Annotated in this window: 21 protein-coding genes; 11 read left to right on the top strand and 10 right to left on the bottom strand. The window is 66.3% G+C overall.

Features of this window, described 5'->3' with window-relative positions:
* Positions 1 to 240: 240 nt before the first annotated feature.
* Entirely contained in the window at positions 241 to 1173 is a 933-nt protein-coding gene (locus JWN03_RS39885) for an alpha/beta fold hydrolase (RefSeq protein WP_297626807.1), read from the bottom strand.
* A gap of 114 nt (positions 1174 to 1287) precedes the next feature.
* Between JWN03_RS39885 and JWN03_RS39890 the strand changes: the two genes are divergently transcribed.
* Positions 1288 to 2106, top strand: coding sequence for a helix-turn-helix domain-containing protein (locus tag JWN03_RS39890; RefSeq protein WP_297626809.1), 819 nt, complete (start codon positions 1288 to 1290; stop codon positions 2104 to 2106).
* Here the strand turns inward: JWN03_RS39890 and JWN03_RS39895 are convergent.
* On the bottom strand, positions 2103 to 3440 hold the full coding sequence (locus JWN03_RS39895; protein WP_297626942.1) for a lipase family protein: 1338 nt from the start codon (positions 3438 to 3440) through the stop codon (positions 2103 to 2105). The two genes, JWN03_RS39890 and JWN03_RS39895, sit on opposite strands and share 4 nt — an antisense overlap.
* Positions 3441 to 4087: 647 nt before the next feature.
* Between JWN03_RS39895 and JWN03_RS39900 the strand changes: the two genes are divergently transcribed.
* Genes JWN03_RS39900 through JWN03_RS39920 form a run of 5 tightly spaced genes read left to right on the top strand, consistent with a single transcriptional unit; the run spans position 4088 to position 11237 of the window.
* The gene (locus tag JWN03_RS39900) at positions 4088 to 4489 is read left to right on the top strand and encodes a hypothetical protein (protein ID WP_297626812.1); all 402 of its coding nucleotides are present in this window, start codon (positions 4088 to 4090) and stop codon (positions 4487 to 4489) included.
* Positions 4489 to 5865 carry a hypothetical protein gene (locus tag JWN03_RS39905; protein WP_297626815.1) on the top strand — a complete coding sequence of 459 codons (1377 nt, stop codon included), beginning with the start codon at positions 4489 to 4491 and terminating at the stop codon, positions 5863 to 5865. Before JWN03_RS39900 ends, JWN03_RS39905 begins: the two co-directional genes overlap by 1 nt.
* A complete protein-coding gene (locus tag JWN03_RS39910; protein ID WP_297626818.1) occupies positions 5862 to 7307 on the top strand; it encodes a VWA domain-containing protein in 1446 nt (481 codons plus the stop codon). Before JWN03_RS39905 ends, JWN03_RS39910 begins: the two co-directional genes overlap by 4 nt.
* Before the next feature lie 13 nt (positions 7308 to 7320).
* Positions 7321 to 8439, top strand: coding sequence for an ATP-binding protein (locus tag JWN03_RS39915; RefSeq protein WP_297626819.1), 1119 nt, complete (start codon positions 7321 to 7323; stop codon positions 8437 to 8439).
* A complete protein-coding gene (locus JWN03_RS39920; RefSeq protein ID WP_297626821.1) occupies positions 8436 to 11237 on the top strand; it encodes a DUF5682 family protein in 2802 nt (933 codons plus the stop codon). Before JWN03_RS39915 ends, JWN03_RS39920 begins: the two co-directional genes overlap by 4 nt.
* Positions 11238 to 11409: 172 nt before the next feature.
* Here JWN03_RS39920 and JWN03_RS39925 read toward each other — a convergent pair whose 3' ends face one another.
* Positions 11410 to 13059: an MFS transporter gene (locus JWN03_RS39925; RefSeq protein ID WP_441343148.1), complete on the bottom strand. Its 1650-nt coding sequence runs from the start codon at positions 13057 to 13059 to the stop codon at positions 11410 to 11412.
* 172 nt (positions 13060 to 13231) lie between these two features.
* On the opposite strand from JWN03_RS39925, the gene JWN03_RS39930 reads away from it, so the two are divergent.
* On the top strand, positions 13232 to 13825 hold the full coding sequence (locus JWN03_RS39930; protein ID WP_297626824.1) for a TetR/AcrR family transcriptional regulator: 594 nt from the start codon (positions 13232 to 13234) through the stop codon (positions 13823 to 13825).
* A 172-nt stretch (positions 13826 to 13997) separates the two neighbouring features.
* On the opposite strand, the gene JWN03_RS39935 is transcribed toward JWN03_RS39930, so the two are convergent.
* On the bottom strand, positions 13998 to 14153 hold the full coding sequence (locus JWN03_RS39935) for a diiron oxygenase (RefSeq protein WP_441343146.1): 156 nt from the start codon (positions 14151 to 14153) through the stop codon (positions 13998 to 14000).
* Positions 14150 to 15358: a NupC/NupG family nucleoside CNT transporter gene (locus JWN03_RS39940; RefSeq protein WP_297626826.1), complete on the bottom strand. Its 1209-nt coding sequence runs from the start codon at positions 15356 to 15358 to the stop codon at positions 14150 to 14152. Before JWN03_RS39940 ends, JWN03_RS39935 begins: the two co-directional genes overlap by 4 nt.
* Before the next feature lie 146 nt (positions 15359 to 15504).
* Here JWN03_RS39940 and JWN03_RS39945 point away from each other — a divergent pair, with 146 nt between their 5' ends.
* Entirely contained in the window at positions 15505 to 16203 is a 699-nt protein-coding gene (locus JWN03_RS39945) for a DUF998 domain-containing protein (protein ID WP_297626828.1), read from the top strand.
* A 69-nt stretch (positions 16204 to 16272) separates the two neighbouring features.
* Here JWN03_RS39945 and JWN03_RS39950 read toward each other — a convergent pair whose 3' ends face one another.
* From JWN03_RS39950 to JWN03_RS39960, 3 genes are read right to left on the bottom strand one after another with little or no spacing between them, the layout of a single operon-like run.
* Positions 16273 to 16701 (bottom strand): pyridoxamine 5'-phosphate oxidase family protein, encoded by a 429-nt coding sequence (locus JWN03_RS39950; RefSeq protein WP_297626831.1) that lies wholly within the window; start codon positions 16699 to 16701, stop codon positions 16273 to 16275.
* A 30-nt stretch (positions 16702 to 16731) separates the two neighbouring features.
* On the bottom strand, positions 16732 to 18051 hold the full coding sequence (locus JWN03_RS39955; RefSeq protein WP_297626834.1) for an MFS transporter: 1320 nt from the start codon (positions 18049 to 18051) through the stop codon (positions 16732 to 16734).
* A 7-nt stretch (positions 18052 to 18058) separates the two neighbouring features.
* Positions 18059 to 19288, bottom strand: a complete 1230-nt coding sequence (locus tag JWN03_RS39960) for a M20 metallopeptidase family protein (RefSeq protein WP_297626837.1) — start codon at positions 19286 to 19288, stop codon at positions 18059 to 18061.
* Positions 19289 to 19330: 42 nt separating this feature from the next.
* Here JWN03_RS39960 and JWN03_RS39965 point away from each other — a divergent pair, with 42 nt between their 5' ends.
* On the top strand, positions 19331 to 20434 hold the full coding sequence (locus JWN03_RS39965) for an Lrp/AsnC family transcriptional regulator (RefSeq protein ID WP_297626840.1): 1104 nt from the start codon (positions 19331 to 19333) through the stop codon (positions 20432 to 20434).
* Positions 20435 to 20947: 513 nt separating this feature from the next.
* A complete protein-coding gene (locus JWN03_RS39970; RefSeq protein WP_297626945.1) occupies positions 20948 to 21589 on the top strand; it encodes a TetR/AcrR family transcriptional regulator in 642 nt (213 codons plus the stop codon).
* A 43-nt stretch (positions 21590 to 21632) separates the two neighbouring features.
* Here the strand turns inward: JWN03_RS39970 and JWN03_RS39975 are convergent, their stop codons facing one another.
* Positions 21633 to 22175: a DUF6529 family protein gene (locus JWN03_RS39975; protein WP_297626842.1), complete on the bottom strand. Its 543-nt coding sequence runs from the start codon at positions 22173 to 22175 to the stop codon at positions 21633 to 21635.
* A 501-nt stretch (positions 22176 to 22676) separates the two neighbouring features.
* On the opposite strand from JWN03_RS39975, the gene JWN03_RS39980 reads away from it, so the two are divergent.
* Entirely contained in the window at positions 22677 to 23330 is a 654-nt protein-coding gene (locus tag JWN03_RS39980; RefSeq protein WP_297626845.1) for a nucleotidyltransferase family protein, read from the top strand.
* A 7-nt stretch (positions 23331 to 23337) separates the two neighbouring features.
* Here JWN03_RS39980 and JWN03_RS39985 read toward each other — a convergent pair whose 3' ends face one another.
* Positions 23338 to 24444 (bottom strand): XdhC family protein, encoded by a 1107-nt coding sequence (locus tag JWN03_RS39985; RefSeq protein ID WP_297626848.1) that lies wholly within the window; start codon positions 24442 to 24444, stop codon positions 23338 to 23340.
* Positions 24445 to 24497: the final 53 nt, after the last annotated feature.

A 24497-nucleotide genomic window follows, 5' to 3' on the forward strand; every position in this document is an offset into this window, starting at 1 on the left:
TTAGGTTCACGGCTACGCCGGCCAGTCGGCGATGAGATAGTCGGAGGACACCGTGGAATTTCTTGGCTCTGTCGCTGGGCTCGCGCAGATGATTATCGGCACCATTCTGGCCAATACCGGATCGGGTGGGTCCGGCTCCGGGTGGTGAGCGCGGCGGGTCGACTCGGTGGGCTAGGTCGAGACTTGTTGTGGCGCTGAATATTCGCTGTTGTGGCGGGCGGCTTCCGTTGGCGCACGCGTTCAGTGATGGTCGGCGAAGTTGCGGATGAGTGTGCCGGTGGGGTCGGGCTCCTCGATCATGGGTGTGTGACCGCAGTCGAGGGTCTCGATCTGGACCTGCGGGACTCGGCGGTAGTCGTCGAAGGACGATGGTTGCCATCGGCGGTCTTCGGAGCCGAAGAGCACCATGGTCGGCAGGGCGACATCGGTGAGCCGGTCCGGTTCGGTTCGGTCCCGCAGGTACGTATCCGATGCGTCGGAGGTCGCGGTGAGGCTGCGGTAGGTCATGCCTCGGACGTCGGCGACGATCTGGTCGGGAATGTGCACGTCGCGGGTGAACGCGGTGCTCAACGCAGCCCGGATGGCGGCGTCAGGGAGTAACGGCCACAAGGGTTGCCCTATCGCCGGGATGGACAGCAGGGTGCCGGCGGGACCGTTGTCGGTGAATGCGTCCAGCCGGGAGCCGGTGTCGATCAGCGCGATTGCCGTCACCAGGTCATGGCGTTGTTCGGCCAGCGATGTGGCGACGTAGCCGCCGGTGGAATGACCGACGACGATCGCGTCGCGCACGCCGAGTTGATCGAGGACGGCCCCGACTCGGCGTGCCTGCTCGGCCATGCTGTAACCGTTGTCCGGTTTGGCCGATCTGCCGTGCCCGAGCAGGTCGATCCGCACCACGTATTGATTTCGTAATGCGGGCATCACCGGGTCCCACCATGCGGTCGATCCGGCCAGCCCGTGCAACAGCACCACCGCACGGGCATTGGGTGCGCCGCTGGAGACGACATGGATGTCTCCGTCCGCCAGGTGCACCATTTGCTCCTGGGAATCGTCCGCCCGGGCGGTCGCGACCGTCGCCGTGTTGCCCACTATCAGTGCGGCCAACACGGCGGCGGTCATCAGGCCGATGCGTCGCCGTGGGTAAGGCTTTGCGGCGGTGGTGGTTTCATCCATGGGGTCCTCCTGAGGTGGATCGGTGCTGCCACCACACTTGTGGACGACAACCGGATGTGTATTGAAGAAATGTCCACCTCTGCGGATTGGGTGAACCGCTCATACAATCGGCGTATGGCCTGGGAGATCGCGCGACCGTCGCGGACACCCGCATTGCGCGGTGTCGATATGGCCGGGTTCCGGATTCACGGCGAGGGCCTGGCGCAGCTACGTGCCATTCCTCATCCGGCCGTCACGGTGGTCGTCGAATTCGGTGACCGTTGCTTCGACGTGCGCGATTCGACGGGCCGAATCCACTCGGGCAGCCTGGCTCTCGGTCTCGGCGGCAGCGCGGCCCCGGTGCGCGTCGAAGCCATCGAGTGCGTGCAGGTGCGCCTGTCGCCGGTTGTCGCCCAGGCCATCCTGGGGTGCCCGCTTGCCGAGTTGAGCGGGAGAATCGTTGGGCTCGAGGATCTTTGGGGTCGCGACGCAACACGCCTTCGTGAGCGCCTGCACGAGAGCCCAAGTTGGGACGAACGATTCGCGCTGGTCGACGCGACGCTGTCGGCGCGGTTACGGAACGACCGCCGGACCGATCCGGAGGTTGACTGGGCGTGGCGCCAGATCATCCTCAGCCGCGGCCGGTTCCGCGTCGAGCACCTTGCTACGCGAGTCGGGTGGAGCCGCCAGCGCCTGTGGTCACGCTTCGGCACCCAGATCGGACTGACACCCAAGCGCGCCGCCATGCTGGTTCGTTTCGACCACGCCGTGCACCGGCTGGTCCTGGGACATCCACCGGCGCAAGTGGCGGCCGACAGCGGTTACGCCGACCAGTCCCATCTCTACCGCGACGTCCGCGAATTCACCGGCACGCCACTCACATCCGCGACCAGCGAACCATGGCTCGCAGTGGACGACAGGGCCTGGCCGACGAGCACTGTCGGCCAGGCCTAGGAACCCGGGCGCGGGGCGGGGCATTCGTTCGGGGCCGCGACGCCGCGCAGTCGCTGATCCAGCCAGTCGATGGCGCCCGGGAAACCGACCATCAGCGTGATGGTGTGCTCGCCCGGGATGGCGCGATAGACGGCGGGGACGCCTCGGGAGCACTGGTCGGCGAGCAGGTTGAGCGACTCGCTTTCGGGCACCCAGATGTCGAGCATGCCGTGGTAGATGTATAGCGGCGCAGCGGATTTCCGGTTGCGGAAGTCGGAGTTGTCGAACATGGTTCCGGCGACCGCGGTGTCGAGCGGGTGCGCATTGTTCGTGACCACCTCGATCGGAACGCCGGTGATGCCGAGAATGCCGTTGCTGTCGCCACAGGTGTCCTTGACAGGGGAGGTGGCCAGCCATTCGCCCAGATTGTTCAATTGGGTCAGCAATTCGGGATGTTCGCGGGCGAAGGCCAGCGCGACCACCGCCAAGATCCCGGACGCGAGGCCGCCGTTGAAGTGGTGCGCGACTTCGCGATAGTCGGTGACCAGCCCGCCCAGCGCGACGCCGGCCAAGACCCCGGACAACTCCGGTGCGTAATCCCCCAGCAGCATGTCGGCCGCATACGCCGCGATCGCGCCGCCGGAGTAGCCGCCGATGGCAAACTTGCTCTGCCCCAGCGTATTCGGCTCCACCGCGCGAACGGACCGCATGGCGTCCAGCACCACGTGCCCCGCTACCCGGGGTTCCGCGTAGGCCATCCACGGTCCCTCGTGATCGGGAATGAGCACCCCGTAACCCCGTGACAGCGCCAGGAAGGTGGCGGGCGGAAACAGATCGCCGACGCTGAACTTGCTGTTCACTCCGTGCGCCATCGCATAACTGGGCGTGCACCGCAGTCCGAGCGAATTGATCGGTATCGCGTTCACCAGCACCGGGCGGTCGCCGGGGCCGGTCCAGCTCGCGGCGGGAATGACAAGCGTGGCGGTGCCGAACGACGCCCCGCCCGAGGCCCCCGTGGTCCGGAACTTCAACAACAGCGCCCGGGCGATCGGCACCCCGGCCAATGTTGCTGCCGTCGCTGTGACATCCCGAACCTCGATCGGATCACCGGGCTTCAGGGCATCCAACCCGCTCGGCCAGTCGTCGAACAGCGGATCGCCACTGGCCGGCGAGAGCGTGGCATGCCACAGCGCGGCCATCTCGGGCGACAACTCGGCAGTCGGTGGCGACGGAGCCAGCGCCAGGACGGGCTTCGGCACCGTGCTGTCGACCCAGCTCTGCCATTCGTTCGCATCGGTCGGCGCCGCGGCCCCTGGCCCCGAATCGGCATATCCCGCCGGGGCGTAGAGCAGCATCGCGGTCACCGCCGATATAGCGGCGACAAGTATTCGGAGGCGATGCAACCAACCACTGAAAGACACTGTGCCCCTTACTGAATCAAGTCCACCCGACGCGCCCCCAGCCTACGATCGACTGCCCCCACCAGCGGCTTTCCCGTATATCTCACAAACATCCCGCGCTCCGACCATCCTTCACCACAACCCGTTCGTGTCGCGCGCGCCGCACCGTGGCAGTGATACCGAAACACGTCCGTCCTTCCGGTCGCGGTGAGGTGCCCTCCGCGACGGCGACCTCGACCCGGTAGATCACGTCGTCGCCGAGGAGGAACGATCCGACGGTTCACGAATCCGGCGGATATCTCGGCGGACGAGCCGACCGCTGCACCAGTCACCGCACAGGGCGTGTGGTCGGTATGACCTAAATGTTTCCCCGGGTCCGGCATGTCCGATATTACCGCAGAAGTGTTCTGCACCAGTCGATTCGGGGTTGCGGCGGAACTTGTCGGTGCCCTCACCTACCTTGGGCACATCATGATCGATCGGGAGGGACAACGATGGCCTCGAGTCCGAGTGCCACGCCGGATCAACCGGCTTGGGAAAGCGCTTCTGTCGTGCGGGTTCTGCCCGCTGTCGCACCACGCAAACTGAACAAGGTGCCGTTCGTGGAGTTGGCCGATGGACGCTTGCAGGGGGTGGTGTCGAGTGGCTCCGATATTTCGCGCGTGTACGTGGCGTCGGTGACCGCGGGGACGCATGGGCTGAGCTGCAGCACCAATAACAATCGGCCTTGTGGCGGGTTGAACCAGGGGTGGGGTTGCAAGCATCTGGATGCGCTGATCGATGAAGCGGTGCTGCAGTACGGGCAGGACCGGGTGGCACGGTTTCTACGGGTCGAGGTACCCGAGGGATCTCGAATTTCACACTGCCTCAAGGGCACTCGCGATCCGGCTCCGGCCGCTGCGGTGTTCAGCCGGTTCCTGCGGCATCTGACCTACCTGGAATTGCCCGGTAGCACGACGCCGATTCCGGAACTGCACTGGTTCCCGGCGGGGGTGAGTCGCTGATGCAGGCTGTACAGCTGGCCGCGCTGGCGGATGCGCCGGCCGGAGTCGTGGCGGCCCTGGACGCGGTGAGCGGGTTCGATGCCGCGCTGGTCAATGGATTCGCCCGGGTTTCCGAACCGCAGGGCGCGGCACTGGCCGCGCTGGCCGGAGCCGTGGCGGGATCGCCACTCACCGAGGCGGTGTCAGCGGCGGTGTCGAAGGTGAGCACAGGAGCGATCGGCACGGAGGAACTGACGGCGCTGGCCGCCGCCCGTGCCGCCCTGCTGGGCTCGGTGCACGATGCGCTGGTCGATCAGGCCGATACGGCGTTGGGCCGCAAGAGATCCGAGTGGACGGCCACGTCGGATGCCGCCGCCCCGAGCCCGCTCGCAGCGGGTTCCCGGGCCTGGCTGGGCGAACTGGCCATCGCCGGATGGCGCGGCGTGGACCACGATCTGGTGGCGGCTGCGGATCGCACAGTGGAGTCGCTGCTGGCCGAGCCCGCGCTGCGACGGCTAGCGATACTGCTGGATGGATTCACCGCTGAGCTGGGCGGTTCCGCCCCGATCGCCACCATGGACCGGGTACCCGCACGCCGCTGGGCCGATCTGTGGACGCGTGCCCTGCTACTGTCGTGGCGCGGCACGGAATCTACTGCGAGCGAGTCGATTTCGGGTCGCCTGCTGCCGCTGGGCGTGGATGTACATGAGCACGGCACCGCCGTGCAGGTACAAGTGCACGGCGTGCTGGAAGTCGCGGGCGCACCGGCTCGCCAGGTGCGGGTGTCGGTGGCGGCGGCCAAGGTGGACACCATTGTGGGATCGGCGATTTGGCAGCTGCTGGGCGCGCATCGGCAGTTGCTCACCGCGCTGGCCGAGCACCGCACGCTGGAGCTCACCGAGATGCCGCTGACGGCAACCGGTGACCTGCTGTGGGATGACGATCGGGCGAAGGCTGGGGAGGCCGCCGATCCGTTCGCCACCGCCACCGTGCAATTGCCGCAGGCGCAGGCCGTGGCCGCCGCGCCGCTGGATCGCGATCCGGTGCACATCGCCGTACCGGTTTTGCTCGAGGGGTACCGGTTCCGCGACGGTGTACTGGAATTGGGTGAGCAGCGGATTCGGGTGGAGTTGGACGCGCTGCCGTCGGCCGGTCCGCTCACTCCGGCCGGGGTGAGCGGTTCCAGCACCATGATCGGACTGCTGCGCTGGGATGCGAGTGGCTGGTCGGTGCGACCACTCGCCGTGCAGCGCAAGGTCAAAACCGTGCTCACCGCCTTCCACAACGGCGATTGGGCACTCGGCCCGACCGATCCGAAAGTCGCCAAGGCGCAGGCCAAATCGGGCGATGCCGTGGCGGTGTTGCGCGAGCGCGCGGGACGGTTGCTGCGCAAATGACAAATCATGAGACACGACGCCAGATCTTGTACTGGCGTCTGCTGGCCGGTGTCTTCACCGGGGATCAGCAGCCGACGCTGGAGCAGGCGAGTGCGGGCATCGTCGACGATCTGGGGTTGCCGCTGGCCGTGCTCGATCCGGGCATCTCCATCGACAATGTGGTGCAACGGTATCCGGCGATGCAGGCGGAGTTCGACAGCCTCGATTTCTCCGAGACCGGGGACGCTGCGGCTGAGGATGCCCAGACCGAGAGCACTGCGGCTGAGGATGCCCAGACCGAGAGCACCGCGGCTGTAGACGCCCCGACCGAGGGCACTGCGGCCGGGGAGATCGAGGACTCCGCGACCGAGGACTCGGCAGCCGAGGTCGTCGAGGCCGCGGCCGATGCACCCCGACCCATCGGCGCAGCCGATGTCCGCACCGCCGCACTGGTTTCCAAGCTGCTGCTGAACGTCTTCGCCACCGGCTCCGGTCAGGTCAGCGCCGCCCAACTGGGGGGCTGGCAGTCCGATGCCAATTGGCTGCGCCGCTGCCTGGGCGAAGAGGCCGGTACCGTGCAGGGTGTGCTCACCGGCCTGGAGGGCGAACTGGTGTCCCGCATGCGGCTGCGCGAAGTGCTGGCCGATCCGCACCTGGCCGCCCAGCTCACCCCGAGCATGTCGCTCATCGAACAACTGTTGCGCGACAAGCACAATCTGTCCGGAGTGGCGCTGGCCAATGCCAAACGCCTCATCCGCCGCTATATCGACGAGGTCGCCGAAGTGCTGCGCACCCAGGTGCAGCAGACCAGCGTCGGCACTGTCGACCGCTCGGTCCCGCCCAAACGCATTCTGCGCAATTTGGATGTGGACCGGACCATCTGGAAGAACCTGCCCAACTGGAATCCCCAGGACGAGCGGCTCTACGTCGACCGGCTCTACTACCGCCAGACCGCCAAGCGCACCGTCCCCGCCCGCATGATCGTGGTGGTGGACCAGTCCGGCTCCATGGTCGACTCCATGGTGAACTGCACCATTCTGGCGTCGATCTTCGCGGGCCTGCCCAAGGTGGATGTGCACCTCATCGCCTACGACACCCGCGCCCTGGATCTCACCCCGTGGGTGCACGACCCGTTCGAGGTGCTCCTGCGCACCAATCTCGGGGGCGGCAATGACGGCCCGGTCGCCATGGCCATGGCCCAGCCCAAGATCACCGACCCGAAAAATACCGTACTGGTGTGGATTTCGGACTTCTACGAGTTCGACCGCTCACAGCCGCTGTTCGAGGCCATGGAGTCGGTGCACCGCTCCGGAGTGAAGCTCATCCCGGTCGGCTCGGTGAACAGCTCCGGCCACCAGAGCGTCAATCCGTGGTTCCGCGAACGGTTCAAAGCCCTTGGCACCCCGGTGCTTTCCGGACACATCCAGAAGCTCGTGAACGAGCTCAAGAACTTTCTCGACTAGGAGATCAGCCATTATGAACGACGTTTTGCGCGCCCCCGCCGAGACCAAGTACGCCGAAGAACTCGATTGGCTGGAGTCCATCGACGACGGCCCCAAGCCGTACACGTGGCGGCTGAGCCCGAAGATGGTGCGGCTGTTCATCCTCGGCTCCGAACGCGCCGACGGGCTGGACCGCGAGGTGGCGCAGAAGTGGTTCGGTGACCGCAGCTTCGTCGAGCGCAGCATTGTCACGCTGGCCTCGGACCGAGGTCTGCTGCTCATCGGTGATCCGGGTACCGGCAAGAGCTGGCTGGCCGAGTTGCTTGCCGCTGCCATCAGCCGCAATTCCACGCTGGTGGTGCAGGGCACGGCCGGCACCACCGAGGACCACATCAAGTACTCGTGGAATATCTCCATGGTCATCGCCAAGGGTCAGTCGCGGGAGTCGATGATCCCGTCGCCGATCATGACCGCCATGGAGCAGGGCGTGATCGGCCGCTTCGAGGAGCTCACCCGCTCCACCAGCGATGTGCAGGACGCGCTGATCTCCATCCTGTCGGAGAAGTACGTCTCGATTCCCGAGCTCGATGACGACAATGTGGTGTTCGCGCAGCCGGGCTTCTCCATTATCGCGACCGCGAACAGCCGCGACCGGGGTGTGAACGACCTGTCCTCGGCACTCAAGCGGCGCTTCAATTTTGTGCGAATTCCCGTGGTATCCAACAAGAAGAGCGAGGCGGAGATCGTGCGCTTCCGCACCGCGGAACTGCTGCGCCGCCACTCCCTCGAACTGGAACTGCCGCCTACGTTGCTGGACATCCTGCTGGAGAGCTTCGCCGATCTGCGCGCCGCCGCGGCGGCAGCCACCAGCGACGACGACAAACTGGAGTCGGCGCTGTCCACCGCCGAGCAGATCGGCGTGCTCGAAGACGCCATCCTGCACAGCCAGTTCTTCGGTGCGAAGGAGCTCAGCGCCGAAATCCTCGCCGGTTCGCTGGTCGGGTCCCTGGCCCGGCGGCAGCCCGAGGACCTGGCCATTTTCAACAAGTACCTGCACGGTGTGGTCGAGCCGCGCACCAAGGACAAGAAGGGCAAAGCCCCCTGGGCCGAGTTCCTGGAGGGTGGCCGGGCCGCGATCGCGAGGCTCTCGTGACCGTCTCCGATACCCGGTCCGCGCCGAATGCCTTTGCCGCGCTGCGGGATCAGCTGGCGGACGCCGCCGTCGCGTTCGCCGGCGCGCCCGGAGCGGCGGGCGATATCCTGGCGGGCATTGTCGACGATGTCGACCGGGCGCTGACGGAGCGGCTGGAGATCTTCCCGGTCTGCCACCACTCCCCCGCCTCCGGTCTGGCGATGGTGCGGCGGCTGCGCGAAAAGCAGCCGAGCGTCATCTATTTGGAGCTGTGCGAAGATCTGCGGCCGCTGGTGGAGGAACTGCGAAATTGCCGGTTACCGGTGGCATTGCAGGCCTTCGCCACCGATACCACGGGTTTCCCGACGGAATGGGCGCCGCTGTCGGTGGTCGCGCCGATCACCGAGTCCTCGGCCGAGTACCAGGCTATCGCGTATGCGCTCGATACGCCGGGAGTCGAACTGGTGCTGGTGGATCGGTCCACCGATCACGTGTTCCAGTGGGCTCCCGAGGCAGAGCAATCGCAACCGGCTGACGGCGAGCAGCCCGAGGACGACGGGCTGCACGGCGCGGCGGTCGGCATTGAAATCGGTGATCTGCGACCGCGTTTCGCCGAACTGGAAGAACACCTGCTGCACCACGGCAAGGTCCGGCACTGGTCGGAGTGGTGGGACCAATACGTGGAGCAGCCCCTCGCGGACGCCGACTACGACACTTATCGCCAGGTCATGGTGATGATCGGCAGTCTGTTCCGGCGGCTGCGGCGCGGCAGCACCGCCGAGGACGAAGATCGCGAACGGTACATGTGGACTCGCATGCGAGAACACTTGGCCGCCAATAGTATCGATCCGGCTGGGGCGCTGTACGTGTGCGGCGCGGCCCATGCGGCCAGCCCGGTCGAACAGTTCGGCCTGGAGTCGGACGCGCCGTTCGAGATCTCGCCGCGCTCGGCCACCGTCTGGCACTACGGACTGATTCCGTCCAGCCATTCCGCGATCGAAGCACAGTTCGGGCTGGCCGGGGGCGCGGTGTCGATCGCGGCGGCCACCTGGGCGAAGGGCTTGCGGCGGGGGAAATTACAGCCGTTCGAGCTGGAAGGCCAGCCGGGAGCGAAGAAGCGCGCCAACAAGCTACCGCTGCTCCCAGCCGAGCCGGAAGCCGAAGTGGCGGATCAGCTTTCAGGATTCCTGTCCCGGCCGCCGGTCCTGGACCCACTCGATGAGGCCGAGCTCCTGGAATGGTCGGTGGACATCGTCCGGCTGGCCCGTCGCAATGGCTACCTGGCCAGCACCGCCGACGCCATCGCCATCTTCGAGACCTCGATCCTATTGGCGGGCTTACGAAATCGCGCCCGGCCGACACCGTACGACTTCCAGGACGCGGCCGTCACCTGCATCGAGAAGGATCGGGTGCCGGGGCGGCGCGATGTGCGGCGGCTGTGCGAAATCCTGCTCGGCGGCGACCGCATCGGCCAGGTCGGCTACGCGGCGCTGCCGCCGCTGGCCCGCGATGTGCTCGACCGGCTGCAGCCGCTGGGACTGGATCTGTCCAAGCGGACGCTGCAACGCGCACTGCTGGATCTGAAGTCGAATCCGGACCTGCGGCCGTGCTCGGATCTGCTGTGGCTGCTGCGCAGGTTGCTGCCGCAGGATGCCTTGCGCCCCATTATGGGCTCGCGCGGACTGGGCGAGACCTCGATCCAGGAGAGCTGGGATATCGGGCTCGGCAAGTACCAGCGGTCACTGGTGGAGCTCGGCTACGAGGGCGTGTCGGTGGAACAGGTGCTGGAGCAGCGCCTGCGACGTGCGGTCACCGCACCGGACGCGACGGCAGCCGTGGCGCTGGGTGCGGTAGAGGACGCGCTGGTGTATCTGGGATCGGTCCGGCTCGCCGCCGAACTGGGCACTCGCGCGGTCGAACTCCTCGCCGCCGAGCGGACGGTGGACGACGCGCCCGTCGTACTGCGGCGAATTCGGTTGCTGCTCAACTACTTCCGCTCAACCGAAGGCGGCTTGCCGGCCTGGTGCGAACGGTTCGTGACAGCCGGATACTCGCACTACTGCACCCTGCTGCCCACCGCCTTCGCCGCCGAGGAGACCGGTCCGGCGCAAGTCGCGGCCATGCTGGGCTTCCTGTTCGGGATGGAGAATCTGGCGCTGTCGCTGGGCTGCGATCACACCCAGCTGGAATTGGCGGTGCTGCAATCACATCCGGAGGCGCCCGCCAAGGTGGCCCTGCTGTGGGCGGCGCGGTTCCAGCTCGGCATGCTGACCATGGCCGAGCTGCGCCAGCGGTGCGACGCGATGCTGGCCAATCCGCTGGTGCTGCCGGCGGTTCCGCAGTATGTGAGCGGATTCGTGCAGGCCATCGACCCGGCCCCGGCATTGAAACCCTTTGTGGTGGAGCTGTTGTCGAAGGCATTCGGCACACTGCCGGACGCGGTGCTGCTGCCGTGGCTGCCGAAGCTCATCACCACTCTGAAGGATCAGGCAGGCGACCTCATCCCCGGGCTGGTCCGGGAAGCGGGCCGCACGTTCCCCGGCGCGCTACCCGTCGTAGACGCGTTCGTGCCGCCCTGGTCGGTCGAACTCACCACGGGCGCAACATCTGTGACGGCAGCACCATGTGGACCGGTCACCGAACTGCTGGCCGCCTACCCCGCCACCTGCGACGCACTCGCCGGCCTCCTCGGTATCGAGGGCAGCTGGCAGGATGCCGGACCGGCCGGAAACCGCGAGGTGACCGACTTGCTCGACCGATTCCCCGCCACCGCCGCCGCACTGGCGGCGCAGCTCGGAGTGTCAGCCGCGCGCAGCTGACACCGGCCCCGGCCCATCAGGCCCGGCGGTCCGCCGGGCCTGATGGGCTGCTGAACACTAGTGCAGCACAGCGTGTTCAGTACAGCAGAGCGATCTTGTGGTGCCACGTCACGACATTGTGGCACGGCACCGCGGCGTGCCGGAAAGCCTTCGGACACACCAGGGCCGGGTTTCAGTCCTTCCAGCCGAGAAGGACTGAGTTGCCGGTGGCGGGCTTCCAGGGCAGGAAGATGGCCAGCAGCACCGCGGTCAGGAGTGCGGCAGTGATGGTGGCGTAGGAGCCGACTTCGAATCCGGCTACGGCGGCGGATTTCATGGTGTCGATGAGGTGGGCTTTGGGTTGCGCGAGTAGTGGATTGGTGGGGTGTTTGGCGATCTCGACCACACTCAGCACGCTCTGGCTGGCGAAGTCCTTCTCGTGGGAGTTCATCAACGAATCGGGGACGGCGTCGATGGCGGGCTTGGCTTTGGTCGTATACACCGACGCCGCGATCGACCCGAGTACCGCGACGCCGAGAGTGCCGCCGATCTCGCGGGTAGTGTCATTGACCGCGGACCCGGCGCCTGCCTCGTCTAGGGGTACCGAGGACATGATCGACTCGGTGGCCGGGCCCTGAATGAAGGCGATACCGATACCCAGCAGGATCATCGCAAGCAGGATGGGCCCGAAATATGGTGTGTCCACCTTGGATTGGCCCGCGAGATACATGCCGGCACTGGTAACGACGAGGCCGATGATGAGGACCGCGGTGGTGCCGATCTTCTGTGCGAGCAATAGCGCCAGCGGGGCTCCGAGTGCGATGCAAGCCGCGAACGGCAAAGCATGCAAACCGAATTGGAGCGGTGTCATCTCCCGGATTCCCTGGAAGTACTGGGTGATCAGGAAGAGCTCACCGAACAGGCAGAAGTATCCGACTGCGATGGTCAGGGCGGGCAGGGCGAATCGCCGGTTCCGGAACAGCTGCATGTTCAGTACCGGGGCGGGTGTGCGCAACTCCCACAGCACGAAGGACCCCAGACTCAGTGCCGAAAGTCCGTATCCGGCAAGGCTGATCGGTGCCATCCAGCCATGTTTCGGGGCCTCGATGATTGCCCAGACCAGCGCGGTGATGCCCACCAGCGAGAGCGCGATGCCCACGATGTCGAGCCGGCCGGCATGCGAGCCTTTCGACTCGGGTACCAGCAGCCATATCGCGATCAGGGCGACTGCGGCGAACGGCACGTTCATCCAGAACACCGAATGCCAGGAGAAGTGCTCCAATAGCCAGCCGCCGGCCGTCGGCCCGATCGCGACCGCGAAACCCGCCATGACCGTCCAAGCGGCGATGGCCAGGGCCTTCTCCCGGGCGTCGGTGAAGATGTTCATGATCAGCGCGAGGGTGGCGGGAAACACCGCGGCCGCGAACACGCCCATCGCTGCCCGCGACGCGATCACCTGGCTGATATCGGTCGCGACAGCGCCGCCGGCGGACATAACGCCGACACCGACCAACCCGACCATCATCGCCTTGCGTCGCCCGTACCGGTCGCCGAGATGCCCGAACGCCAGCAGTAGACCCGCGAAAGTCAGCGTGTAGGCGTCCACCATCCACTGCAACCCGCTGAAGCTGGTGCGCAGATCTATGCCCACCGATGGCAATGCGACAACCACGACGGTGTTGTCGAGCACCACCAGTAGCTCCGCGAAGCAGATGACGAAAAGCGCGAGCCAACGCCCCCGACGACTCAGGCCCGATGCGGTGGCGGAGCTGCGATTCACGTGTGCATCAACTGCTGCTGACGGCCTGCGAGATCCGATCGTCCCGGCTATGTCAGTTGGCATATTCATGACGCGGAGCCTATGTGTTACGCATGGTTACAGTCAACTGGATGGGCCCAGATCCAGCCGGAGTATTGGGGTACGGTGAAACGGATCGGAGAGCCTTCCAGCGGCAATGAACAGCTGGCCGATATGAGACTTGGCATAGCAGATGCCGTCAACAGGGGGTCACGTCATGGGTGTGCACAGAACGGCACGCGACAGGATGGTGTCGAGTGCGGCGATCTTGTTCCGGGAAAGGGGCGTCGAGGCGACGTCGCTGGCCGACGTGATCGAGCACGCGCAGGCCCCGAGAGGATCGATCTACCATCATTTCCCCGAAGGAAAGCCGCAACTGGTGGCCGAAGCCACCCACCTGGCCGGGGGGCTGATCGGTGCGGTGATCAGCAATGGTCTGGCCGACGCGGGGCCGGCCGCGACCGTCGAATCGATGGTCGGACTGTTCCGTCGGCAACTCATCGATACCGACTACGCCGCCGGATGCCCGGTAGCGGCCGGGGCGCTCGGCGGAGTGCCGTACCCGGCGGGCAGGATCGCGGCGGGCGAGGCATTCACCTCATGGGAGGCGACCATTTCGGCATCGCTGTGGCAGCGCGGGGTATCGATGCCGCGCGCACAGTCACTCGCAACCATGATCATCGCCGCGGTGGAGGGCGCCCTGGTGCTGTCCATCGCGCAGCGCAGTACCCAAGCCCTGGACAGGATCGCCGGCGAACTCGTCGCACTGACGAATGCCACGATCTCCGACGCGACCAGAACCACGAGGTAGTCGCATATCAGTGTGGCCCCTGCGAATCCGCCGGGGCCGCGCGCACGGAGGATGATCCGTCGACCAAGAGCTAGCGGGCGGGGTCACGATCGCGCGTCCGAGGATCCTCCAGGAATCTGAACTTCCGTATAAGCGGCCCCGTGCCGGGCACGTCGAGCCCGATCCGGTCGACTCATTGAACATCGGCCGAGACCGGCAGGATCCAGCGATGCTCGCCCGCGTCGGCGGCGAAGTCGGGGTTGTCCCAATCAATATCCTCGAACGGATTGAAGTGCTTGTCCAACGATCCTTCCGACAACAGCAGCAGCGCGCCGAAGTGGCGGATCACTGCACCAGCCCTACGACGGTCGCGCTGATCAGGCTCACCAGCGTGGCACTGTAGATCAGCCGTAGTCCCTTGCGGGCGACGACGGCGCCCTGGCCGGCATCGAGGATGCGGACCGCGCCGGTGACGATGGCGATCGTGGTGAGGTTGGCGAAGGACACCAGATAGGTGGACAGGATCGCCATCGTGTGGCCCGACAGCGGGGTCTGCCGGCTGTGCAGCTGCTGCATCGCGACCACTTCGTTCGACACCAGCTTCGTGCCCATGAACGTTCCCGCCGAACGGGTCTCGTCCCAGGGAATCCCGGTCAACCAGGCCAGCGGCGCGAAGACATGTCCCATCACATCCTGGAAGGTGGTGCCGTGGAACACCGCCGCGAAGATGCCGTTGACCAGCGCCAGCAGGGCGGTGAAACCCAGCAGCATGGCGGCGACCGTGATCGCGATCCGGAAACCCAGCAGGATGTAGTCGGCGAGCATCTCGAAAAACGAGGGCTTGTCCCGGGATTCGGCGTCCTCGACGTGCAGCAGGGCATCATCCTCGACGCTGCTGGTCCGATACGGGTTGATGAGCGCGGAGACGGCGAACGCGCCGAAGAGGTTCAAGGTGATGGCAGCGATCACGTACCGCGGTTCCACGAGCTGCATGTACACCCCGAGGATCGCGGCCGACACCGTGGACATAGCCGAGGTGGCCAGGGTCAGCATCCGCCGTTCGGGTATCCGGCCCAGGATGTCGCGCAACGAGATGAACACTTCGGACTGCCCGAGCAGCATTGCCGCGACCGCATTGAACGATTCGAGTTTGCCGAATCCGCTGATCCAGGACACGACCTGCCCCACCACACGAATGATCAACGGCAGCAGCCGAATATGCTGCAGGATCCCGATCAGGGCCGAGACGAGCACGATCGGCATCAGCACCGAGAAGAAGATCGCCGGCTGCTCACCGACCTTGGGCAGGCCGCCGAATACGAAGGCCGTGCCGGTACCGGCGTACGTGATCAGGTGATCGAACGCCGAACTGACGGCGCGAATCACGGTGTCCCCCACCGATGATTTCAGCAACAGCACGGCAAGGCCGAACTGCACCAGCAGCAGCACCCCGACTCGCCCCAGCCGTCCACCCGCCGCCCGTCGATCACTACTGGGCAACCATGCGAGGAACAGGAAACCCGCCAACCCGATACTGCCGATCAGATAGTGCACGCACGCCTCCGGGAGTTTGCGCGGATGAATGCGCCGGCACCGCGACCCGCCGCACACTGAAGGCAAATGATCAGCTACTAGTGGTCGAGTCGCAACCGGGCGCGCACAAGGCCCCCGCCACGACACTCGACAACCACGGAGGAGCCATGAATGCTCGAACTCGTCAGGTAGTGATCGGCGGTATCGCGTGGGTCCTGGTGGTGCAGTACTTCGTCATGCTGGTGATCTCGCAGAGTCGATGGACCGCCCCCTACAGCTGGTCACGCAATGCGATCAGCGATCTGGGTGCCGCGACCTGCCATCGTTCCGACCAACTCGATGGCTGGGTGTGCTCGCCATGGCACGTCGCGACCAACATCTCGTGGACGATCGCCGGTGTATGTATGTGCTTGGGGGCGGTGCTCGTGAGACCCGCGCTGCCCTCGAGTCGCGTCGGCGCGTTCGGGCTGGGTTTGGTCTTTATCGCGGGAATCGGGCTGTGCATGGTCGCACTCAATCCCGAGGACACGGCCAAGACCGTGCACGTATCGGGCGCGGCGATAGCGATCGGCAGCCTCGCCTTCGGGACATTCCTGATCGGAGTGGCGCTGTGGCGAGCAGATCGACGGAACCGCGTCGGGGCCTTGGGATTAACCTTCGGGGCCACCGCGATCGTGGGAATCGGCTTCATGCTGGCCAGGATCGGTGGAACGGCACAGTTCGGATTGTGGGAGCGGATCGCCGCCTTCCCAGGCTTGCTGTATCTGATCGCCCTCGGCTTCCAGATCGTTCGCGACACGCGCGACCCGGAGTTTCAGCGCAGCAAGCCTGGGCAATCGCCGTCGACACCCGCGCCGCCGCCGTAGCGGTGGCGAAGGAACAGCGCCTGCCGCCCTGACGGAACGCCCGGAATCCGTTGCCCACCGGGTCCGAGCTCAGTCCAGCCAGGCTCCAATGCCGGTGACCTTGGTCAGTCGCACGCGGATCAGGTTGCCCTCGCCGAGGGCCGGATCGGAGAGGAAGTCCGCATCGGGGCCGATATATGCCTTCCCGAGCCGGTTCAGCAGGGCGCGACCGCCACCACCCTCGACCACCTCCGCGGACCCTTCGGCGACGAGGTATTCGGCCAGCCCGTGGGCATCGATCACATCCGACTCGTAGGAGATCGCCACGCGCGGATCCCGTTGCAGATTGCGGATGTAGCGTTTGTCCAAGCTCATCGAGCCGATGGTCAGCGAGTCGGCTTCGGCGTGAGTCCATACGCAGCGCACATACGGTGAACCGTCGGCATTGACGGTGACCAGATGGGCGAGCAATCCGCCGTTGATCGCGTCGACAGCCTTGGCGGGCAATGTAGTTGACATGAAACGACATTAACTCGTGCAAGCACCAGGTCAGTCGAGCGGCGCACCACCGGTCTCCGGTGTCCACGCCGCTACCGCCGCGCTGACCAGCATGAGGGCGAGCACGTATCCGGCGAACAGGTTCGTGCGGCCCGAGGTGGTCAGCCAGGTCTGTAGATAGGGTGCGGTGCCGCCGAAGGCTGCGGTGGCGAGTGCCGCGCCGAAACCGCTTCCGGTGGCGCGGATTCCGGCCGGGAACAGTTCCGCGTATACCGCCGGAATGACCGCCGCGAACGGGGCGAGGAACACCATGGCCAGCAGTAGTGCGATGGCCATGGACCAGGCGCCGCCGTCCAGTAGCGCCATCGCCGGAAAGACCACAACCGCGGTGCCGAGGAAGGACAGCAATAGCAACGGCCGACGCCCGATCCGATCGGAGACGATCCCGCACAACGGCAGCAATGCGATCAGGAACACCGAGGCGAATACGCTGATCCACAGCACCTGTGATGCCGGAATTCGGTGTGCGGCAACAGCCTTCGCCGGTGTGCCGATAACCCAGAGATAGAAGGCGACGGTGCCGCCGATGGTCAGCCCGAACGCTCGGGCGCACCCGGCCCGCTGCTCCCACAGCCCTCGCAGGAGCCGGGCAGAGGCGGTGGTGCGCTCGATGACGCGGGTTTCCGGCAGTCGCAACCGCATCACCAGCGTGTAGATGCCCAGCACGCCGCCCAGCACGAACGGCAGCCGCCAGCCCCAGGATTCCATCTGCACCTTGCTCAGCAGACCCGACAGCACGGCGCCGAGGACCGTCGCCACCACGATCCCGGTCGTGCCGGACACGTAGATGAAGCTGGCCCAGCGCCCCCGCCGCCCCGGCGGTGCGGATTCGGCGAGATAGGTTTGCACAGCAGGCATCTCGCCACCGTGCCCGAGCCCCTGCGCCAGCCGGGCGAGAACGAGCAGGACGGGAGCCGCGATGCCGATCGCGGTATGGGTGGGCGCGACGCCGATCAGCAGGCTGCCTCCTGCGGCGAGGGCGATCGCCCCGACCAGCGCGGGGCGGCGCCCCCGCCGATCGGCATACCAGCCGAACGCCAGGCTGCCGACCGGTCGAATGACGAATCCGACGGCGAAGACGACCAATGCCGACAGCAGCGCCAGGGTGCCGGTTTTGGCGGGGAAGAACGCGTGGGCGAAGAACGGCGAGAAGGTTCCGAAGATCGCCCAGTCGTACCATTCGAGCGCGTTGCCGACGCCGGTCGAGACCAGGGTGCGCCACGGACGAGCGGCCGCAACGCTTGCGGCGGATGCGGATTCGATGCGCGGATGCGTGTGGCCGGATTGCACGGCCGAGGTGATGTTCGACATGAGCGACCTATCCGGTGTGGGCGTCGGCGGTCGGCCGATCGGCGATGGTGGCGGCGGCGAGTCTGCGGGCGGCGATCTCGGCATGCAGCAGCGCGCCGTCGGTGAGCACCGCATCGTCGAAAATCGCGTAGGGCGAATGGTTGTCGAAAGCCTGTGCCGGATCGAGGTCCGGTGGGCACGCACCGAGCAGGATCATCGCTCCAGGTACCCGCTCCAGGATCCGGCAGAAGTCCTCTCCGGCGCACAGCGGTTGCGGCAGATCGCGATACCGCCGCGCTCCGTGCACCTCGGCCGCCACCGCCGCGACAAAATCGGCCTCGTCCGGATCGTTGGCCGTCACGTCGAGGTATTCGACGACACCCGGATCGGCGGTCACGCCGTGTGCCCGGGCGATCGAGCGGCACACTTCGGCGAAGCCTTCCCGCAGGGCGTCGCGGGTGCGCGCATCGTGCCAGCGCAGCGTGCCCAGCAGTTCGGCGCGATCCGGGATGACGTTTCCGGCGGCGCCCGCGTGGATGGCTCCGATGGTGAGTACCGCCGTGTCGGCCGGATCGACGGTCCGGGAGAGCAAGCCGGGCAGTGCACCGACCACCGCGGCCACGGCGGGGATCGGATCGCGGGCCAGGTGTGGGGCCGAGCCATGACCGCCGGTGCCGTGCACGGTCAGCGACAGCAGGTCGGCGCCGGCCATCAGGGGTCCCCTGCGGGTGGTGAAGATGCCGTGCGGGAATCGTGCCGACATGACGTGCGTCGCGTAGGCCGCCACGGGGAGTGTCCCGGCCGCCTCCAGCACGCCCTCGGCGATCATCTTCGCGGCGCCGTCCTCGCCCTCTTCGCCGGGTTGGAACATGAAAACCACGTCGCCGGCGAGCAAGTGCCGCCGCTCACAGAGCAGCCGGGCGGCGCCGACCAGCATCGCGGTGTGCAGATCGTGCCCGCAGGCGTGCATCGCGCCATTGCCCGACGCGTAGTCGAGCCCGGTGCGTTCGGCCAGCGGCAGGGCGTCCATATCGCCCCGCAGCAGTACCGAGGGTCCGGGGCGCCCGCCGCGGAGCACGGCCGTCACCGATCCGATGTCGCGGCCGAGGGTGATCTCGAGAGGCAGCCCGGCGAGCGCGTCGAGCACCCGCCGCCGGGTGCGGGGCAGCGCGAGTCCGACCTCGGGGTCGGCATGCAGGTCGCGGCGCAACCGGACCAGATCATGTTGGAGCGCAAGCCTTTTCTGCGGTGTATGCATTTGCCGAGTCCTCCTGAGATGCGGAATCGTGACAGGATGGCGATGCCTGCCGAAGAATGCGTAAATCCGCAGGATCTTCGAAATATCGGGGTGAAGATGCAGGATTTTGGCATCGCACTGGACGAGCTGGATCTGGTGCTGATCAACTGCCTCGAGATCGCCCCGCGTGCCACCTGGCAACGGATCGGCGCGGCGCTGGACGTCGACCCGGTCACGGTGGCGCGGCGCTGGCAACGGCTCAGCGCCGCCAGGGCAGCGTGGGTCGGGGGTCGCGCCACCGGTGTGCCCGACGCCTGTCTGGCCATCGTCCTGGTCAGCTGCGCCAACGGGGCGGTGAGCGATACCGCGCAGCGGCTGGCCCGCTGGCCGCACATCCTGAGTGTCGAACACATCAGCGGTGGTCACGATCTATCGCTGCTGATCAGCGTGCCGGGTCTGGTGGCACTGTCGCGGCTGCTGCTGGAGTCGCTGTCGGCCGTCCCCGGGGTGTCCGCGACCAGCACGATGCTGGTGACGCGGGTGTACCGGATGGGTGACCAATGGCAGCTGAACGCACTGGATTCCGCGCAGCGGGCCCGGCTGATGGAGGGGGTGCGGCCATGGCCCGCGCGGCCACCGGCAGCGCGGCCACTCGATGCCGCCGACCGCACCCTGATCCTGCGGTTGGGACACGATGGCCGCACGCCGCTGGCCGAGCTGGCGCAGGAAACCGGCTTGAGTATCAGCACGATTCGCCGTCGCCTCGACGGCATGATCGCCGGAGGGCAACTGGTGCTGCGCTGCGATCTGGCGCTGTCGCTGTCGAGTTGGCCGGTGGGCATGTGGCTGTGGGGCCGGGCCGATCCGAACGACCGGGCCACGGTCGAGGCGCTGCTGCGAGTGCCGGGCGCCCGCGTGTGTATGCGGGTGTCCGGCGGCGAGCCGAATCTTGCCGTCGGATTCTCGCTGCCGACCATCGACGAGGTGCTCGTGGTCGAGTCCCGGCTCTCCACCGAAGTACCGCGACTGACGATCCTCGGCACGTCGATCGTGCTGCGTTTCATCAAACGCATGGGGCGCGTGCTGGATTCGGCGGGACGCAGCGCGGCGACGGTCCCGATGGCAATCTGGACCGACCCTGGCGACCTGCCGCGTGAGACCGGGTGAACGCTGTCATCCTCGGCAGCTCTCGGGGGTGGCGAGGCCCCGGCGGCGGCTGCCGGGGCCTCGACCGTTCACGATCGTCATCGGGTCCGTTGCAGGCGGAGCCGGTCGACGACCGCGAGCCGACCCGAGAAAGCGGCCCGCGGCTTCACAGCTCCTGCTGCCGAAAACGGCGCTGGAGCCGAAATCTATTGTTGCAGTGCGCAATTACGACATCTTGCTGCGTCGCGGTGCTGACGCTCAAGCTTTCGGCACCCGCCCGGCCGCAAGGATTGCTCGCGAATCCGACGAGCGTCATCCGCGCACACAGGCGTCATCGAGATAACGTGTGCGGCTTGGCCTCTCGCGTGTACCTACCAGCATTGCGAAGCGCCGCTCACGCTACTCGACGCCCTTGACAGTCGTCAAGATTTTCTTTGACGACTGTCCAGCCATGGGAGATCGGGGTGAGTTGCATCAGCTATAGACTCGATACGGTTCGTCACCAGGTGCCGGATGTGATGAAGGAGAAACGCGATCAAAGAAAGCGTCGAGAAGCGGGCGCGACATGCCCGCGACCAGGTCGACAAGTTCGCCGAGCGGCGGACCCAATTGGCGACCGCGGCGCTGGACACGTTGGCGGAGTTGGGCTACGCCCGCACCAGCCTGCGCGAGATCGCCCAGAAATCCGAGTTCTCACACGGTGTGCTGCACTACTACTTCAGCGACAAGGTCGAGTTGCTCACCCACGCGGTACAGCTGTACGAGGCCGTATGTGTCACCCGCTACGACGATGTCGTCGCGACGTCGCACACCGCCGAGGAACTGAGAAATGCCTTCAGCGCCTTGATGGCCGGCACGCTGCAGGACGACGCCCCACTGCATCGGCTGTGGTACGACGTACGCAATCAGAGTCTGTTCGAGAAATCGTTCCGCGCGGACGTCGTCGACATCGACAAGCGCCGGCAGAAAATGATCGCCAACGTCGTCGAGCGCTACGCCGTCCTGTGCGATCAGCCACTGGTGGTCAGCGAATCCCTCGCTTACGCAACCTTCGACGGACTCTTCCAGCAAGCCCTCCTGCGCTACCACGCCGGCGAACCCGACGCCGCGGAATCCCTGCGCCAGGACGCAGCCCAGCTCCTCGATCTGACAATCGGGCGCATACGCTGCGATTAGGCGTGCGGGTTGTAGTACGCGCTCGACAGGATCATCCGGATGTTCAGCGGGAGAATCCGACGGTGTGGAACCACCACAGCGCCGCCGCTGCCCAGGCGAGCACGAAGGTTCCGAAGACGAGCCCACCCAGCACCGGCACCAGCCAGGCAGGTGCGTTGCGCAGCCGCAATGCCAGCATCTTGGCGGCGAACGCACCGTAGAAAGCGGTGCCGGCGATCGAATGCACCAGGATGCGCGGCGGGATCCCCGCGTCGAGGTGGAAACCGAAGCTGTAGAGACAGTAGTAGCCCACCGGCAGGCTTGCGGTGAACGTGAGCGCACCGGCGATACGGTGGTACCGATGGACCCACCGTCCCGCGCGCCATCGGTAAATCCATACGGCCGTGAACAATTGGGCGATGATCAGCATCAGCACCAGGCTGCTCAGATATGCCTTGAAGGTCTGCGGCGCGGAGAAGCCCCAGGTGGGCAGTGGCCGAGGGACGGGCCCGAAGTGGGTGCCGAGCACGCCGAGTGTCACTGCGATCGCGGCGCCGGTCAGCAGCACCGCCACCGCGATCAGTTGCCGGACAGCAGCAGTCGACACGGCGACCGCCCGGCCCGATGTGGTCGGCTTCATACAGACAGATACGGCAGCGGGTTACGGGGTGCGTCGAGCGGTGCTCGGTGCTCGACGGGCAGGTCGCGCCGATGGCGCCTTGGCGGCCCCCGCCGACGCAAGAAGCCCCACGCAACCAGACCCCGTGAGCCCCGCAAAATCGAGCGGCGACTCACCTCCACAACGATTAACGTCCAGCCCTCATACACCTAGACGCTATCGGTGACATGTGAAATCGATTGTGCGGTCAGTTCAAGTGCAGTTCCAGGATTTCTTCGGCACCGAAATACTCGCCGGTTGGAACGAACCCAGCGTTGATATACAGCACCCGCGCTCGCTGATTACCCAACTGGACTCCAAGAGGGATTAGTCGTGCGGACAGCTCATCGCGGCATACGACAAGTAATAGATCCCCAACGGGACTGTGTCACCTACATTTCCACCTACATCGAGCGGCAAATATCAGCGTGCGGCGCTACTCTCACGGGCATGACCCCCGAACGCTGCGATGGCATTGTGCTGGCGGCGGGCGCCGGCACCCGTTACGGGATGCCGAAAGCCTTGGCCGAGGATGGGGCCTGGCTGCATTCGGCGGTGCGGGCGCTCCGGGACGGCGGCTGCGACCGGGTCTTCGTGGTGCTGGGCGCGACCGGTCCCGCACAGCGTGACCAGACCGCCCCGGAGCCGGCATGGCTCGTTTCGCAGACTCCTCGCATCCCACTGCCCGCGGGCGTTCATGCGGTCTGGGCTTCGGATTGGGCCATCGGTCTGAGTGCCTCGATGCGGGCGGGCCTGGCCGCAGTGGCGAGCCTTGGAACGGCAAAGAACTCCGGCGGCGGTATTACGCCGCCGGAGTTCGCGGCGATCATGCCGGTGGACACTCCGGACGTCGGACCGGAGGTGGTGGCCCGGGTACTGGCCGCCGCCAGAGGCTCCGAAAGCCGATTGGCGCGCGCGGTTTTCGGGAAGCTCCCCGGCCACCCGGTGGTGCTGGGCCGGGGGCACTGGGCGGGCGTGCTGGTCAATGCCGCCGGAAACACTGGAGCCGGGAGCTATTTACGCGAAAGAGCGGACGCGGTGCGGGTCGGGTGTGACGACCTTGCGACGGGGATCGATCACGACTACCAGCCCAGCACACGGTGATCGGCGACTACTTCGTGGAGACTTTCAGCCCATCGGGAATCGATAGGTCGGATATGGGGACGGTGTCGCGGTGGATGGGGCCGCCGCTCGCGCCCAGCGGTACGCCGGAGCCACTGCGGCGCACGGCCACGATTTCGGCGGCGATGGAGACGGCCGTTTCCTCGGGAGTGCGGCCACCGAGGTCCAGGCCGATGGGCGAACGCAGCCGCGCCAGTTCAGCTTCCATTACGCCGATCGCACGGAGTCGGGCGAGCCGATCGTCATGAGTGCGCCGGGATCCCATCGCTCCCACAAATGCCACTGGCATGCGCAGTGCCACTTCGAGAAGGGGCACATCGAATTTCGCATCGTGCGTCAGCACGCACAATACGGTGCGAGCATCCACCGGGGTACGGGCCAAGTAGGTGTGCGGCCACGCCACCACGACCTCATCGGCGTCGGGGAAACGCGCTCGAGTCGCGAATACCGGCCGGGCGTCGCAGACGGTGACGTGGTAGCCGAGGAATTTACCGATGCGGGCGACCGCGGCGGCGAAATCGATTGCGCCGAAGACGATCATCCGCGGCGGCGGTACCGCGGACTCCACGAAAACGGTGGTCTCGCCAGTATCGCAGCCGAGGGTGCGGACACCGGTCGCGCCGACATCGAGCATGGCCCGAGCCTCGGCGACGACAGTGTTGTCGAAGCTCTCACCGACCGTCCACCAGGAGCCCAGCGCCATGGCCGCACCGGATTTCAGGTCGCGAACCAGGGCCACGGGCTCCTCGGAACGCAGGATCGCCTCGAAGGCTGCGCAATTGACAGGGGTGACCTGCTGCACGAAGACCTCGATGGTCCCGCCGCAGGTCAGTCCGACGGCGAAGGCGTCGGAGTCGCTATAGCCGAAGGTTTCCCGGATCGGCTCACCGGTGTGCAACGACTCGCGGCACAGCTCGTAAACCGCACCCTCCACACAGCCGCCCGAGATGCTCCCGACGACCGTGCCGCCGGAGTTCACCGCCAGGGCCGCGCCCACCGGCCGGGGCGCGCTGCCACCGATGCCGATGATTGTCGCAATGGCGTAATCCTGCTGCGCCACATGCCATTCCAAGAGTTGTGCCGCGATGTCGCGCATATCAGCCTCCCCGGACCTGTTCGATGCCGTTGATGCAGAAATAGGCGGCGAAG

The organism is Nocardia sp. (genome assembly GCF_025465275.1).
In the GTDB taxonomy this organism is placed as follows: Bacteria; Actinomycetota; Actinomycetes; order Mycobacteriales; family Mycobacteriaceae; genus Nocardia.

Coding starts and splice junctions, on each gene's coding strand:
- JWN03_RS39980 (WP_297626845.1), top strand. CDS start 22,677: ATGACCCCCGAACGCTGCGATGGCATTGTGCTGGCGGCGGGCGCCGGC.
- JWN03_RS39895 (WP_297626942.1), bottom strand. CDS start 3,440: ATGCTGCTCTACGCCCCGGCGGGATATGCCGATTCGGGGCCAGGGGCC.
- JWN03_RS39890 (WP_297626809.1), top strand. CDS start 1,288: ATGGCCTGGGAGATCGCGCGACCGTCGCGGACACCCGCATTGCGCGGT.
- JWN03_RS39905 (WP_297626815.1), top strand. CDS start 4,489: ATGCAGGCTGTACAGCTGGCCGCGCTGGCGGATGCGCCGGCCGGAGTC.
- JWN03_RS39950 (WP_297626831.1), bottom strand. CDS start 16,701: ATGTCAACTACATTGCCCGCCAAGGCTGTCGACGCGATCAACGGCGGA.
- JWN03_RS39925 (WP_441343148.1), bottom strand. CDS start 13,059: ATGCCAACTGACATAGCCGGGACGATCGGATCTCGCAGGCCGTCAGCA.
- JWN03_RS39955 (WP_297626834.1), bottom strand. CDS start 18,051: ATGTCGAACATCACCTCGGCCGTGCAATCCGGCCACACGCATCCGCGC.
- JWN03_RS39965 (WP_297626840.1), top strand. CDS start 19,331: ATGCCTGCCGAAGAATGCGTAAATCCGCAGGATCTTCGAAATATCGGG.
- JWN03_RS39960 (WP_297626837.1), bottom strand. CDS start 19,288: ATGCATACACCGCAGAAAAGGCTTGCGCTCCAACATGATCTGGTCCGG.
- JWN03_RS39910 (WP_297626818.1), top strand. CDS start 5,862: ATGACAAATCATGAGACACGACGCCAGATCTTGTACTGGCGTCTGCTG.
- JWN03_RS39930 (WP_297626824.1), top strand. CDS start 13,232: ATGGGTGTGCACAGAACGGCACGCGACAGGATGGTGTCGAGTGCGGCG.
- JWN03_RS39985 (WP_297626848.1), bottom strand. CDS start 24,444: ATGCGCGACATCGCGGCACAACTCTTGGAATGGCATGTGGCGCAGCAG.
- JWN03_RS39945 (WP_297626828.1), top strand. CDS start 15,505: ATGAATGCTCGAACTCGTCAGGTAGTGATCGGCGGTATCGCGTGGGTC.
- JWN03_RS39885 (WP_297626807.1), bottom strand. CDS start 1,173: ATGGATGAAACCACCACCGCCGCAAAGCCTTACCCACGGCGACGCATC.
- JWN03_RS39915 (WP_297626819.1), top strand. CDS start 7,321: ATGAACGACGTTTTGCGCGCCCCCGCCGAGACCAAGTACGCCGAAGAA.